Source organism: Ruegeria sp. BG11 (assembly GCF_056538565.1).
Genome location: NZ_JBQFTH010000002.1, coordinates 123,098 through 137,396, shown reverse-complemented (window position 1 = coordinate 137,396; position 14,299 = coordinate 123,098). Strand labels below are relative to the sequence as shown.

The following is a 14,299-nucleotide window of genomic DNA, read 5'->3' as shown; positions in this document are numbered from 1 at the left end:
TATAGGGCAGCCGCTAGGATTTGGGTAGTCGGAATTTCGCACCCCAAAATAAAGGGTCAGGAAAGATATGCAGCGACCAGCCGCTGATGCGGGGCGCGGCGGTGTTCAAACAGGTAAATCCCCTGCCATGTGCCTAAAACCATCCGCCCCTGACGGACAGGAATGGACAAGGATACCGGCATCATCGCTGCTTTGATATGGGCAGGCATGTCATCCGGCCCTTCATAGGTATGGCGCAGGTAAGACATTGAGGGATGATCAGACGGAGGCACAAGACGCTCAAAAAACGCATGCAAATCCGTCTGCACCTCGGGGTCTGCGTTCTCTTGCACCAGCAAAGAACAGGAGGTGTGCCTGACGAACAACGTCAGGACACCATCCCGTTCAAAGGAACTAAGCCAACCTGCTACCAGGGATGTGAATTCGTACAAGCCGGGCCCATCGGTCTGGAGCGCGAATTCCGTCTGCATTGCGTCTTGGCCTTTGTTCTAGTTGTCAAAAAATCTGCCGGCGACCGCACCGCGCATTTGCACCCTGCACGGAAATGCTGGAGCCGACAACGAAGGGTCCCGCTACACCACCAGATTGTGTTGGAGCATCAGCCGGAGGCGGTTTCAACGAAAACTGAACCGCTGTTACACGCCCAGTTGTTACACTAGGTCCATAGCCGCGCAACACATAGATGGGATCCTGCCAACCTGCCCCAAGGCTGCGGCGCGCGAAATCTGCCGCCGCGCACCAATACCCGTCCGTGTCATCCCGTGTGCGGGGAATGACTTCGAAGTCAGTGCTATTGATTGCATTGGCTTGAAAACCCAAACGCGCCGCGTCCGCCGTTACCGGAACACTCAGGGCAAATACCGCCAAAGCGGCGCAATATTGTAACTGTTTCATAATACTCTTTCCTCACTTGCTGCACCCCTTAGTTTAGAGGTCATCGCGCCCGCGGAAAGCAGGTCTCACAATCATTTCAACCAACTTGCGCCCTACCGTGAAGTGGCGTGAGCCAGCCGTAGTAGCGGATCAGCAGGCCCAATCCCGGCATCGAAGCCGCTACGTCAAATCGAAAGCGCCCCAAATCATCCTGCCATTCACTCGTTGACTATTGCGGCAGCAAAATCTGAGGGAGCGACACGCCGAAAACCGTCAGGCGATGGATATGAACTTCCAGCCCTCGTTTCGACGCAACCGGCCTTAGCCGGATCGAAAGCGGCCCGAAACGCTCATGAACATCGCCCGTTTTTGCGTTAAACCTAAGCTCTGACGTTGTTTTGTGTCCCCCGAAGTCTCGCAACCAGCTGTGGTCTTTATCCTGAGTTTGGGTCACCAGTCGAGCGGGCAAATGCCGGCCTGCAGGGGGAAACTGCCCCAGTTTAAGCGCGAGTTGGATGAGAATACCCTTGCCACGTTCGATATCGCATTCGCCGACATATTCACCCGGCCCGAGATGCAGGTCTCGCACGGATTGGGGCAGAACATTTGGGTCCGCCAAAGCCTGAAGAAACGGATCCGTCACGCGTCAAACCCCTGCTCGGCAAAACGCTGAAGGAGAGCATCATACAGGTATCATACCGCCCGAACAGGGCATACCGATTGCAGGCAATCGAGAAATACAGCGGGTCTTTCACAGCGCTCGGCAGGAACCGCACAAGTGACAACAACGGCCAAAACGCCGGCAGCGCGCGCACAGCCGCCGCAAAGGCATCAACCCTCTGAAAAACCTTACCATCTACAATCACGAGGTTGGTCTCAAAATCCGTAACGGGCAGATTCAGCGCCTTGTACATCCTTTGACCAAGCGGAGACTTCGCTGTTGCAAACTCAAAGCGTCGGGTTTTGTCGCGTTTCAGCATGAACCGGAAGAAGCCTGAGCACAGCACGCATTCTCCATCAAAGACGATCAGATTGCGCCCTTTGAATAGATCAGTTGTTTCAGTTCCTGCCATGACGCTGATACCTACTCAAGCTTGCCCGCATAGCGTGACATAGGGCCAATGGGTGGACAATGCGACAAGAAGGAGAGGTGTGCCGGGGAACCCGGTGACCGGTTGGTAAGACCGGCGGTGGCTCTGACCTCATCCCCAACAAGGTACTGACCCGGCAACGAAAAGGATATAGGCAGGAAAGATTAACCAGGCTTGTGGCCAGCTGCCAAATCCATTCGAATTTCTGACAGAAAAGCAGTATGCTGGAACGGCCCCGGTCCAGAGAAAGGAAGGCTTCGCTGCGATGAATGTGGATATTGACCGCCTTCACTTTCTGCGCGAGGCGCTCGACGCGCGATTGGAAAAACGGAGCACCCTGAAGGTGCTGGATCGCAGCGGACTTGGCCCGCGGGATCTGCCGGAGGATGCGACCTCCTTTTGCGCCCACAAAGAGGCGCTGTTTGTCCGCTATGCCTGCGACGCTCTGAACGATATCACCTTTGCGGCAAGTGTCGGGCTTGGCGTCACGTCCTCATCGACCTTGACGGCCTACATCAGCAAATACTCACGAGACCTGGAGCAGGTGATTGAAAACACGTCTCATTTCCACGACATGATCGACCCTGCTATCGCCTTCAGCCTGCGGGTTTCGGGGAATTTCGCCGCGTTAGAGGCCCGGTGGAAAGACGCCAGCTTTGCTCGCTATCACCGCCGAACTGAGTTCTTGATGTTTGCCGCCGTCGCCCGAATGCGCAACCTGACACAGACCGATTTCCACCCTATTGAAATACGGTTTCAGCATGAGGTTGGGGATCATATCTATGCCTTCCAGCAACTGGCAGGTTTTCCGGTTGTCTTCGGCTCTGAAAGCCTCGAAATCGTCTTGTCCCCGTCCTCGCTGAACCTGCCCGTCCCGACCTACGACCCCAGCCTGCGCGCCCATCTACTAGAATACGGGGAACGCGTTCTGGCCGAGTGTCGCGTGCCGAAGCAATTGACCCGCGCCAAGGTCGAAGGGTTGATCACCCGCTCACTGCCGGGCAAAATCCTCAGCGCGGATGACGTCGCGGCAAAACTCGGCATGAGCGCCCGCACCTTTGCCCGCCGGTTACAAAGCGAAGGCACCAGCTACCGCGACATCACCGAGGATTTGCGCTGCGATCTGGCACAAACCTTTATCACCAATGGAATGAATCTGTCCGAGATCGCTTATTCTCTGGGATACGCCGATCAATCCGCGTTTTCTACGGCGTTCAAGCGTTGGACAGGTCAACCGCCGAGCGCCTTCAAAACGCGGGTTGAGCGTCCGCTGACGCTTGGAAACCGGGGGTCATCAGCATAGACACCTCGCCCCGGCCCGCCCCATGAGTGGACCAGACAGATATAGAAACTGACACGCCGCAACACATGTGAAGTCGCGCCAATGTGTTTGGCGACTTTGCCAATGTGAACGGTGAAACGAAAAAAGGCGCCTCCGTCCGGGGCGCCTTTGATCTTACTGATCCAAGAAGGACCGAAGTTTCCGCGATCTGCTTGGGTGTTTCAGCTTCCGCAGGGCTTTCGCCTCGATCTGACGGATACGTTCGCGGGTCACGCTGAACTGCTGACCGACCTCTTCCAAAGTGTGGTCAGTGTTCATGCCGATGCCGAAGCGCATCCTCAGAACCCGCTCCTCACGCGGGGTGAGAGAGGCCAGAACCCGGGTCGTGGTTTCCTTGAGGTTTTCCTGAATGGCGCTGTCCAGCGGCAGCACGGCATTCTTGTCCTCGATGAAATCACCCAGCTGGCTGTCTTCCTCGTCGCCGATCGGCGTCTCAAGGCTGATCGGTTCCTTGGCGATCTTCATCACCTTGCGAACCTTCTCAAGCGGCATTTGCAGCTTTTCAGCCAGTTCTTCCGGCGTCGGCTCACGACCAATTTCATGCAGCATCTGACGGCCGGTCCGAACCAGCTTGTTGATCGTTTCGATCATGTGAACCGGAATACGGATGGTCCGCGCCTGGTCCGCGATCGAGCGCGTGATCGCCTGACGGATCCACCAAGTCGCATAGGTCGAGAACTTGTAGCCGCGGCGGTATTCGAACTTATCCACCGCCTTCATCAGGCCGATGTTACCTTCTTGAATAAGATCAAGGAATTGCAGGCCACGGTTCGTGTACTTTTTGGCAATCGAGATCACCAGACGCAGGTTGGCTTCGACCATTTCTTTCTTGGCCTGCCGGGCTTCTTTCTCGCCCTTCTGAACCTGCTGCACGATGCGGCGGAATTCGCTGATATCCAGACCGACATACTGACCGACCTGAGCCATATCGCTGCGCAGCTCCTCAACCTTGTCGGTCGAGCGTTCGATGAACATCTGCCAGCCCCGGCCCGGCTTTTCCGCCATCTCGGACAGCCAGTTCGGGTCCAATTCGCGCCCGCGATAGGCGTCGATGAACTCACGTCGGTTGATGCGGGCCTGGTCGGCCAGTTTCACCATCGAGCTGTCCAGCGACATCACGCGGCGGTTGATGCCATAGAGCTGGTCGATCAGCGCCTCGATCCGGTTGTTGTGAAGGTGAAGACCGTTCACCAGCTCAACAATCTCAGCGCGCAGCTTCTGATAGGTCTCTTCGTCTTTTTCACTGAACGACCCATCCTCGTTCAAAGTGGCAGAAATCCGGCTGTCCTGCATCTCTGACAGCATCGAGAAGTCGGTCGAGATGCGTTCCAGCGTGGTCAGAACCTGATCCTTGAGGGCGGCTTCCATCGCGGCCAGCGACATGTTGGCCTGATCGTCCTCGTCATCATCATCGTCATTGCTCAGCGGGTTGCCATCGGCATCCAGTTCAGGCCCGGTGTCTTTGGCAGGTTTGGCCGATTGCACGGCCGAGGTATCGACGACCGGCTCTTGCACGTCACCATCTTCGTCCATCTGGTTGCCAAAAGTGGTTTCCAGATCAATAACGTCGCGCAGAAGAATGTCTTCGGACAGAAGTTCGTCATGCCAGATGGTGATCGCCTGGAAGGTCAGAGGGCTTTCGCAGAGACCCGCAATCATCGTGTTCCGGCCCGCTTCGATCCGCTTGGCGATAGCGATCTCGCCCTCGCGGCTCAGCAGTTCGACCGAACCCATCTCACGCAGATACATGCGTACGGGGTCGTCGGTACGGTCCAGCTTTTCGGTTGCGGCACCTGCCAGAGCCACCTCACGGTTGTTGTCCGTGGTGGTTAGTTCGGTGGAACCTTTGTTTTCTTCTTCCTCGGCCTCTTCATCTTCGATGATGTTGATGCCCATTTCGGACAGCATCGACATAACGTCTTCGATCTGTTCCGAGCTGACCTGATCAGGCGGCAGAACCTGATTGAGCTGGTCGTAAGTGATGTAACCTTTCTCGCGGGCCTCGGCGATCATCTTCTTGACCTGGGCCTGGCTCATGTCCAGCGAGATTTCCTGTTCCTGCTCGTCTGACTTGCGATCTTCTGACGTGTCTTTGGCGGCCATTCAATGCTCCTGCAGGGATGGGTGATTCGTTTGATCCGAATCATTAGCGCGTGAAACTGATTCGGCCACCCGTTTACCTGTTTTTCTTTTCCAGTGCTTTACGAAAACATCACTTCAGCGACGTTTCCGTTCGAAATTGATCCCGGACATGATTGCCTTGAACGCATCCTTTTCGTCGCGATTGATTCGCGCGCCATTGTCGGCAATGTCGAAAACGGCCCTGTCCTCATTCTGGCTGCGGCTTGTGCGGTTACGCTCTTCGGCGGCTTGAGCCAGCCGATATGTCAGCGCCTCATCGGCCAGATCAGACAGTTCCTCTGCGGCTTCGGCAATCTCAGCATCCAACCCCCGGAGCGCTTTGATTTTCGCGAGTTCCTCGGCCAGCGTCATCTCGGCCTTTTCAACGTCGCCTGGTTTGAACACACAGGGGATCACTGCGACATGGCGAAGGCTCAGCAGATTTTCAAGGGGTTCGGCCCCCAAAGTTTCAACGATATGGTCCCGCAGGTTTTCAGGATCATCAATCGCATGGCGCAGAATGGCGTGACGCAGAGCAGCATGATCAGGATCATGGCAGTCCATCTCTTCCAGCTGCGCCTCAAATTGCACCACGACCTGCGGGTTCAGAATCGCAATGGCCAGAATCGCGGCTTCGCGCAGATGGATATCCGCATTGTCCGAAGACGCCAGAAACGAGGCCCGCGCACCCGCGGTCGCAGGCTGTTTCTGCGGCTGCCACTTCCCTTTTGGTTGCCACGCACGGTTTTGTGACTGCCTCTGCGGGCGAAACAATTGCCAGCGCAGATCTTTAATCTCTTGCCCGTAATGGGACCGGATCGAGGGGTCACGGATCAGCTTGATCTTGTCCCGCAGCACCTTGTCGAGCGCGGCTTTGCGTTCAGGGCTGTCAAAAACCTTGCCCTCGGTCTCTCGCTGCCACAGCAGCTTGACCATTGGGATGGCCCCGTCCAGCACGGCCTGAACAGCCCCCGCTCCGTCGGCCCGCAGCAAATCGTCCGGGTCTTTTCCTTCGGGCATCAGCGCAAAGCGCAGGGACTTTCCGGCCTCAAGTAGCGGCAAGGCCAGGTCAACGGCCCGCATCGCCGCCCGCAGGCCGGCCGTGTCGCCATCCAGCGCAATGATCGGCTCATTCGAAATTCGCCAGAGCAACTGCAACTGATGTTCGGTAATCGCCGTTCCAAGCGGAGCAACCGACGCGCCGAACCCAGCCTCGGCCAGCGCGATGACGTCCATATAGCCCTCGGCCACGATCAGCGGCTGCCCCTTCCCGGCCGCCTGCCGCGCAGGCCCGTGGTTGTACAGGCTGCGGCCCTTATCGAATAACTCGGTTTCAGGTGAGTTCAGGTATTTGGCGTTGCCATTCGGGTCCATCGCCCGGCCGCCGAATGCGATACACCGACCGCGCGGATCACGGATCGGGAACATGATACGGTTGCGGAACGTGTCATATGGTTTTTTGCCCTTGTTCGACGGCTTGGCCAGACCCGCCCCGAGGATCAGATCTTCGGCTACGTTCTTTCCAGTCAGATGATCCCACAAGGCCTGCCAGCCGTCCGGGGCAAAGCCGATCTCCCATCGCTCCAACGCCTCGGCGTCCAAACCCCGACGGGCCAGATAGTCGCGCGCCGCACTGCCTGCCCCGGTCTTGAGTTGCAGGCGAAAGAACTGAACCGCCTGCTCCATCACCTCGGCCAGTTGCGTTCGACGGTCCTGTTTTTCCTGCGCTTTGGGGTCGCGCGCTGGCATGGGCATGCCAGCTTCGCGCGCCAGAATTTCAACGGCTTCGAGGAACGAGACGTTCTCGGTCTCTTTCACAAAGGTGATCGCGTCCCCTTTGGCATGACAGCCAAAGCAGTAGTAGAATCCCTTTTGGTCATCTACATGAAAAGACGCCGTTTTTTCGTGGTGAAACGGGCACGGCGCCCACATGTCCCCCTTGCCCTGATTGGATTTTCGCTGATCCCACATGACTTTACGCCCAACAACCTGAGACAGGCTCAGCCGGGTGCGCAGCTCATCGAGAAATCCGGGGGGCAATGACATGTCTCAAACCTGCCAGAAATGAAAACGCGCGCCAAGGGGATGACGCGCGGTTGTCCACAGGGAAATTGCTGAGCTGTGGATTATTGCTGCAAACACAGCTCGAGCCATGCCGCACCAAGATCCTTTTTGCGCACGTCGCGCATCTTTTGCTCATAGACCCAGGGCGTGATTAACGGAATCGCAGCGTTATAGTTCTCGGGCCAAGTGGGGCTGGTTTCAGCCACGGCCTCCACAACGTCGCGCTCTTTCACCTTGTCCAGACGCGCTTTCTGGATCGCGGCCACGACATCGGCCTGATACTGGCAGCTTTGTTCCTTGGTTTCGGCGGCGGCCAGAGGCGTTGCAAGCAAGGCTGCAGCGATGGCGATACGCAACATTGAGGTCTCCTGGATTCGTTTGTCTGCGCGCAGCTTACTCGCCAGTACCGTTTTCGCAATCGACGCGCTGCATTCAGTTTGCGCACGGGGCAGAAAAGCCACCCCGTGCGCCAGTTGTCACAGGCCTTTGGCCCGGTAGCTTTTGGCCACGCGATCAATTGCAACGATATAGGCCGCGGTGCGCAGATCCTCGACATCGTCGCGGCTGTGCCAGACCTCGCGCATGGACTGGTAAGCGATCCGCATCGTGTCATCGAGGCCCGAGCGTACCAGCTCCAGCTCATCCGCACCTTTGAGGTACTTGGCCTTGAAGTTCGGCGACATTGACCAGGCATCGCCCAGATAACGATCCAGCCGTTCAAGCTCGCTTACGATCAACTCATGCCGTGCCTCTTCTTGACGGCGCTGCATGCGACCAAATCGAATGTGGCTGAGGTTCTTCACCCATTCGAAATACGAGACCGTCACACCGCCCGCATTAGCATACATATCAGGAATGATGACGGTGCCCTTCTTGCGCAGAATTTCATCTGCACCCGCGGTCACCGGTCCATTCGCGGCCTCGATGATCAACGGCGCCTTGATCCTGTCGGCATTGTCCAGATTGATGACACCTTCCAGAGCCGCCGGGATCAGGATGTCGCAGTCTGCCTCAAGCACCGAAGCGCCATCAGTTGAGTGGGTCGCGTCCGGGAAATCCTTCACGCCACCATGTTTGACGATCCAGTTGCGCACCGCCTCAACGTCGATACCGTCCGGGTTATACAGCGCGCCGTCCCATTCGATGATCCCGATAATACGCGATCCGTCTTCTTCAGCGAGGAACTTGGCCGCGTGGTAGCCCACGTTACCCAATCCCTGCACAACGACACGCTTGCCGTCCAACTTGCCGGACAAACCGGCCTTGGCGATGTCCTCAGGGTGACGGAAGAACTCGCGCAGCGCATATTGGATACCGCGCCCCGTTGCCTCGACCCGACCCGCGATGCCTCCTGCGTTCAACGGTTTGCCCGTCACACAAGCGCGTGCGTTGATGTCGGTGGTATTCATCCGAGCGTATTGGTCAGCCATCCAGGCCATCTCACGCTCACCCGTGCCCATGTCAGGGGCCGGAACGTTTTGCGATGGATTGATCAGATCACGCTTGGCCAGCTCATAGGCAAAGCGCCGGGTGATCTGCTCCATCTCATGTTCTTCGTATTTGCGCGGATCGATGCACAGCCCGCCTTTTGAGCCGCCAAACGGCGTCTCAACCAGGGCGCATTTGTAGGTCATCAGCGCAGCAAGCGCCTCAACCTCGTCCTGGTTCACCGCCAAGGCATAACGGATCCCGCCCTTGACCGGCTCCATATGCTCAGAATGCACGGAACGGTAGCCGGTAAAGGTGTGAATCTCACCGCGCAGACGCACCCCGAAACGAACAGTGTAGGTGGCATTGCAGACCCGGATTTTCTGCTCAAGACCGGGCGGCAGATCCATCAGGGACGCCGCCCTGTTGAACATCAGATCCACACTTTCACGAAAGCTCGGTTCCTTGGTGCTGGTCATTAATCCCTCCGTACCGGTGAATGACGAACGTTATGGCGTTTTGTCGCACCACTGGCTCGAAGCTGCAATCTTTTATGATGAAAATTTCATCACTTTATAAACGGGTGATAAAACCCACCTACTGAGTCGCCTTGGAAATTTTCGCGGCGACCATTGTCGACACAACAGAAACAAAGCGCCCGCCATCCTGCCAAATGCAGCGGTTTGCCGTTCAATCCCAGCAGCATAGTGGCAAAGTCGCCCAAATCTCGCCACGTTCGCCGACTACAGTCGTAAAGTTGATATGACCCGCCTTCCGTGCGCCGGATTACTTGCAGGGACTAGATATGAGAAAAGTGTTTAGGAATTCTGAATCCAAACGACTTGAGCAATCCAGCCGCTCCAACAAAGGTGCTGCGTCGTTCCTGCGCTCGGAGCGCGGGACGATGACCATCCTAACGCTGAGTTTGATACTTATCATCTTCACGGTGAGTGGATTTGCCGTCGATATGATGCGCTATGATCATGAAAGAGCCCGCCTTCAGTATTCGCTGGACCGCGCCGTTCTGGCCGCCGCCGATCTGCAGCAGGATCTTTGTCCAAAGGACGTCGTGCAAGACTACCTGGTCAAAGAAGAACTGGATAGGTTTCTCGACGGAGAAGTCATAGTCACCCCAAGGTCCTGCGATGATGATGGCAACAAGTTGATCGTCGGACAGCGCCGCGTTGAGGCGAGTGCTACGATGCCGGTTGGCATGCATTTCATGCAATGGTGGGACGTCGACTCGATTGACGTAAATGTCGTCAGCGTCGCCGAAGAATCCATCGGCAACGTTGAAATCGCTATGGTTCTGGATGTTTCAGGTTCCATGAGAGGGTCGCGCCTGACCAACCTTAAAGGTGCGGCCAAGAGCTTTGTCACCAAAATGTATGAGAACACGAGTTCCGAAAAACTCTCGATTTCGATCATTCCTTACGCAACACAGGTGGGTGTCCCTTCTGCCGTCATGAACCAGCTTACGACTGCCGGCTCCAACAGATTTGCCAATTGTATCGACTTTGAAACCGCAGATCTGGCAGCAGGGGCATTTGATCTATCAAAGACTTACAATCAATCGCTGTACTATTCTCGCTACGGCGGAGATCAACGTCCGTCCGGCGGGTTCAGCTCTCCGCGCATCGACGAGCGGTGCCGTTCTGAAGCCAGCCGTCAGCTTGTTGTTCACCAGAACAACGAGACCAATCTGCACACCTATATTGACTCGTTTTATGCCCGCGACAACACATCGATCAATGTCGGAATGAAATGGGCACTGACAGTGCTAGACGAAAACTTCCGCCCCGTTGTCACCAACATGATCTCAAACGGCCAGATACCGGCAGATTTTGCAGGTCGCCCCGCCGATAGCGTCGGCAGTGACACGATGAAAGTCATTGTTTTGATGACCGATGGTGAAAACACCTCTCGCACATGGGTCCAACCGCCATATAACGATGGGCAATCGGGCATCTGGTGGAATGGAGATGAAGACGTCTATTCCGTCAACGTGAACCATTACGACGAAGACGAGGATAGCTTCAAGTATGCATGGCTGGGTGTAGACAGGGCATATTGGGACAGTAGCCTTGGCAGATACTGGGTGCGCGACGAGTTTCAGGACCACGCTTTTGGCAACGGCGATTTCAATGTCTATCTTTGCAGAGGAAACTACTACAGCAGCGGCTATTGCGACAACCTCGACAAGGACGAGGTTCGCCAGCTCGATGAAGATGGAAGTGCCCTATCTCTGACATGGCCTGCCTTGTGGGAGCGCACCTCGCGGTACGAAATCTATCGGTTGCTGTATGATTCTGTCGGTTCGACCTATGCATACAACTGGTACTATGCGGCGACCGAGACCGAAAACCGTTCGACAAAAGACGACCAGGTCGAAGCGATGTGCGACTATGCAAAATCGGGCGCAAGAAACATCTTGATCTTCTCGGTAGCTTACGAGGCCACCACCAACGGTCGAAACCTTCTATGGTACTGCAAATCGGATGAAAACGCATATTTCGCGCCGACGGGATCCGAGATTGGCGAAGTCTTCGACGATATCGCTGCCAGCATCCAGAATCTGAGGCTAACCCAATGATCCGACATCTGAAAAACGTGCTGCGAAGGTTTCGCCGCGAAGAAAAGGGGATGGCCACAATCGAATTTGTGATGTGGTTTCCAATCTTCATCATGACCACCTATACTGGCGTCGAATACGGGATCCTGGCGTGGAACCATGCCAATCTGGAGCGCGCCCTGGATTCCACAATCCAGGATGTGCGCATGAATCGGATTGATCTTTACGAAGGCGAAACTGGCTGGACACACGATCTGATAAAGCGGATCATCTGCGAAGAAGCCGGTGCCATTCCAAAATGCCAGGAAAACCTTGCCGTTGAGATGACGAGGGTCAATCAATTCGACAGTAGCGCAGTCCTTTCTGGCGATTTTGATAAACCGTTTTGCGTCGATACACCTGAAGAAATTCGCGGCAAAGACGACCAAATCTTTTCTCCCGGAACAGCAAATGAGTTGATGATCATACGTGCTTGTGTGGAGGTATCGCCTTTGTTCATTGGCACAACGTTTGGCTACTTAGTTCGTCAAGATCCCGACGGCCAATATGAACTGCATGCAACGACGGTGTTTGTCCATGAACCTTAAATCACTCTTCAAAAAGCGCTTTGGCGATACTGCCGCGCGTTTTCTTCAGAAAGAAGATGGCGTCGTCAGCATCGAAGCCATTATGGTGTTTCCCCTACTCTTCTGGTCAGTCTTCACGGCCTATTCCTATTTCGACGGATATCGTCAGGGCGCCAGCAACCTGAAAGCAGCCTACGCCGTTGCCGATATCCTGTCCCGAGAGAAAGACACGGTGACGGATCAGTACATCACATCAATGTACGACCTGCAGAATTACATGATCGAGGAAGGCAACGGATTGTCGTTGCGGATCTCTTTCGTGCGCTGGGATACTGGCGACGAAAGCACGGACACTGATGACCGTCACTTTGTGGAATGGTCCTGCACACGCGGCGATGGGCTTAAGCGTTGGTCCAACGCAACAGTTGAACAGGTTTCGGATCGCATTCCGATCATGGCAGACAATGCCACCATGATTTTGGTCGAGACAAGGCATCACTACGTGCGTCCGTTCAAACTCGGGTTTGGCAGCAACGATTTCTTCATCGACAAGTTCATCTTCACGCAACCTCGTGGGTACACTTTCATCGAAGGGCCAGACTCATGCAAGGACGCCAACAACGTGGATGATGGCACTGTTGATAGCGGACATGACGACAGTACTCCGGAAGATAACACCACCGTGGAGCCATCAACGCTGTAACACCATAGCCGAGAGTATCTCGGACATGAACTTGGCCTCGGCGGATGCTGTCATGCCGCCGACGCCAACCCGGCGGCCCAGCCTCCACCACAGACCGGGGGCCCAGACATTGCTGGCCTTTTCGCGCGTTCGTACCAGAAATCCGTTGGACGGTTTGAAGGCGAAAACACCTCGGTCGACCGCCTCAATCTCCTCAACCCGTGCAATCACCTGACCCGATCCGGTTCGCAGTTCAGACGCAGTCAGCTCAATCCTGTCCTGAGTGGCCATCCAAACGCGATAGGCCAGCCACAAGGACGACGCGCCAACCGCCAACAAAAATACCTGCCAGACAAGTTCGGGCGGAGAAGCCAGCGCCACGTAAATCACCAAAACACCTACGCTGCCCAGCATAGCAACACCGGCCACCCGTCTTGGGGATGATGCCTCGATCGTTGCCAGCACTTCGTCCTGCATGACTGCCTCCTGTCTGTCTGCAGTTTCGTGTATCCGCTTTGCGCGGAAATAAACAGGCCCTCCCCTGCCCTACATTTGCGCACATTCATGGTGCCTCTGCGCAAATTGACCAGTCCCCGGCTGGGCATACATCCTGCAAACAAATTAAGGAGGTTGTTATGTCCCTCAGACCCACATTGGAAACACGCAAGGCCGTACCGACGATGGAAGGTGCGGGCGTCAAGCTGCATCGCGCCTTCGGGTTTCAGGACCCGTCCGAATTAGATCCGTTTCTGTTGTTCGACGATTTTCGCAATGAACGCCCGCAGGACTATCAGGCCGGCTTTCCCTGGCATCCTCATCGCGGGATCGAGACGATCACCTATGTGCTGTCCGGTACGGTCGAGCATTCGGATTCGCTGGGCAACAGCGGGACGCTCGGCGCGGGCGATGTTCAATGGATGACGGCGGGGTCGGGCATTCTGCATCAGGAAATGCCGCACGGGAATGCCTCGGGCCAGATGCACGGGTTTCAGCTCTGGGGCAACCTGCCCTCGGATCAGAAAATGACCTCTCCGCGCTATCAGGACGTTCAGGCCAAAGAGATTCCCGAGGCCATCGACGATGACGGCACAACAGTGCGTGTTATTGTGGGTGAGTTCTGGGGTAAAATCGGCCCGGTGGACGGTATTGCTGCAGATCCCCAATATCTGGACGTGCAAATTCCGGCCGGTGTCAAAAAGACCTTCAAGATCGACACCTACCGCCGCGCCTTTGCCTATGTGTTCCAAGGTCAGGCGGCCTTTGCCGATGCGTCCCAACCGACTGGGGTTTTGTTGGAAAAGGAAGTCGCCGGGCAAGAGGTCAATATCCGCGACATGTCCGGAGACCGCACTCTGGTACGATTCGGCGCCGGGGATGAGATCACCGTTCAGGCCGGGCCCGAAGGTGTTCGCTTTCTGCTGATCTCGGGCGCTCCGATTGACGAGCCTGTAGCTTGGCACGGACCCATCGTCATGAACACGCGTGCCGAACTGGAACATGCGTTTCGTGAGCTCCGCAATGGAACCTTCATTCGCCCTGCCCACTAAGGTCGAGCCTGAC

The 14,299-nt window shown here is 56.0% G+C and carries 13 protein-coding genes and 1 pseudogene; 5 read left to right on the top strand and 9 right to left on the bottom strand.

Annotated elements, in window-relative coordinates:
• Positions 1-56: 56 nt before the first annotated feature.
• The 4 genes and pseudogenes from ACR0JF_RS04795 to ACR0JF_RS04780 form a co-directional block, all read right to left on the bottom strand.
• Entirely contained in the window at positions 57-470 is a 414-nt protein-coding gene (locus tag ACR0JF_RS04795; RefSeq protein ID WP_170660484.1) for a secondary thiamine-phosphate synthase enzyme YjbQ, read from the bottom strand.
• A 25-nt stretch (positions 471-495) separates the two neighbouring features.
• Positions 496-894, bottom strand: coding sequence for a hypothetical protein (locus ACR0JF_RS04790; protein WP_170660485.1), 399 nt, complete (start codon positions 892-894; stop codon positions 496-498).
• Between the two features lie 76 nt (positions 895-970).
• Positions 971-1,462 (bottom strand): annotated as a pseudogene (locus ACR0JF_RS04785) (DUF4166 domain-containing protein).
• A complete protein-coding gene (locus ACR0JF_RS04780; protein WP_170660488.1) occupies positions 1,434-1,946 on the bottom strand; it encodes a DCC1-like thiol-disulfide oxidoreductase family protein in 513 nt (170 codons plus the stop codon). The pseudogene ACR0JF_RS04785 and the gene ACR0JF_RS04780 overlap by 29 nt, the downstream one beginning before the upstream one ends.
• A gap of 283 nt (positions 1,947-2,229) precedes the next feature.
• Between ACR0JF_RS04780 and ACR0JF_RS04775 the strand changes: the two genes are divergently transcribed.
• Complete coding sequence (locus ACR0JF_RS04775; protein ID WP_170660489.1) at positions 2,230-3,267, top strand: AraC family transcriptional regulator; 1,038 nt, start codon at positions 2,230-2,232, stop codon at positions 3,265-3,267.
• Positions 3,268-3,420: 153 nt separating this feature from the next.
• Here ACR0JF_RS04775 and rpoD read toward each other — a convergent pair whose 3' ends face one another.
• The 4 genes from rpoD to ACR0JF_RS04755 all read right to left on the bottom strand — a co-directional run bounded on the left by rpoD (position 3,421) and on the right by ACR0JF_RS04755 (position 9,398).
• The gene (gene rpoD / locus ACR0JF_RS04770; protein ID WP_170639014.1) at positions 3,421-5,409 is read right to left on the bottom strand and encodes an RNA polymerase sigma factor RpoD; all 1,989 of its coding nucleotides are present in this window, start codon (positions 5,407-5,409) and stop codon (positions 3,421-3,423) included.
• 114 nt (positions 5,410-5,523) lie between these two features.
• Positions 5,524-7,473, bottom strand: a complete 1,950-nt coding sequence (dnaG, locus tag ACR0JF_RS04765) for a DNA primase (RefSeq protein WP_170660490.1) — start codon at positions 7,471-7,473, stop codon at positions 5,524-5,526.
• A gap of 80 nt (positions 7,474-7,553) precedes the next feature.
• The gene (locus ACR0JF_RS04760; RefSeq protein WP_170376237.1) at positions 7,554-7,850 is read right to left on the bottom strand and encodes a hypothetical protein; all 297 of its coding nucleotides are present in this window, start codon (positions 7,848-7,850) and stop codon (positions 7,554-7,556) included.
• 117 nt (positions 7,851-7,967) lie between these two features.
• Positions 7,968-9,398, bottom strand: coding sequence for a Glu/Leu/Phe/Val family dehydrogenase (locus ACR0JF_RS04755; protein WP_170660491.1), 1,431 nt, complete (start codon positions 9,396-9,398; stop codon positions 7,968-7,970).
• A gap of 326 nt (positions 9,399-9,724) precedes the next feature.
• Between ACR0JF_RS04755 and ACR0JF_RS04750 the strand changes: the two genes are divergently transcribed.
• Genes ACR0JF_RS04750 through ACR0JF_RS04740 form a run of 3 tightly spaced genes read left to right on the top strand, consistent with a single transcriptional unit; the run spans position 9,725 to position 12,760 of the window.
• Positions 9,725-11,512: a Tad domain-containing protein gene (locus tag ACR0JF_RS04750; RefSeq protein ID WP_170660492.1), complete on the top strand. Its 1,788-nt coding sequence runs from the start codon at positions 9,725-9,727 to the stop codon at positions 11,510-11,512.
• A complete protein-coding gene (locus ACR0JF_RS04745; protein ID WP_170660493.1) occupies positions 11,509-12,078 on the top strand; it encodes a TadE/TadG family type IV pilus assembly protein in 570 nt (189 codons plus the stop codon). Before ACR0JF_RS04750 ends, ACR0JF_RS04745 begins: the two co-directional genes overlap by 4 nt.
• Positions 12,068-12,760, top strand: coding sequence for a hypothetical protein (locus ACR0JF_RS04740; RefSeq protein ID WP_170660494.1), 693 nt, complete (start codon positions 12,068-12,070; stop codon positions 12,758-12,760). The genes ACR0JF_RS04745 and ACR0JF_RS04740 overlap by 11 nt, the downstream gene beginning before the upstream one ends.
• Here the strand turns inward: ACR0JF_RS04740 and ACR0JF_RS04735 are convergent.
• Complete coding sequence (locus ACR0JF_RS04735; RefSeq protein WP_170660495.1) at positions 12,749-13,216, bottom strand: hypothetical protein; 468 nt, start codon at positions 13,214-13,216, stop codon at positions 12,749-12,751. The genes ACR0JF_RS04740 and ACR0JF_RS04735 overlap by 12 nt on opposite strands.
• 158 nt (positions 13,217-13,374) lie before the next feature.
• On the opposite strand from ACR0JF_RS04735, the gene ACR0JF_RS04730 reads away from it, so the two are divergent.
• The gene (locus ACR0JF_RS04730; RefSeq protein WP_170660496.1) at positions 13,375-14,286 is read left to right on the top strand and encodes a pirin family protein; all 912 of its coding nucleotides are present in this window, start codon (positions 13,375-13,377) and stop codon (positions 14,284-14,286) included.
• The last annotated feature ends 13 nt before the right edge of the window (positions 14,287-14,299 follow it).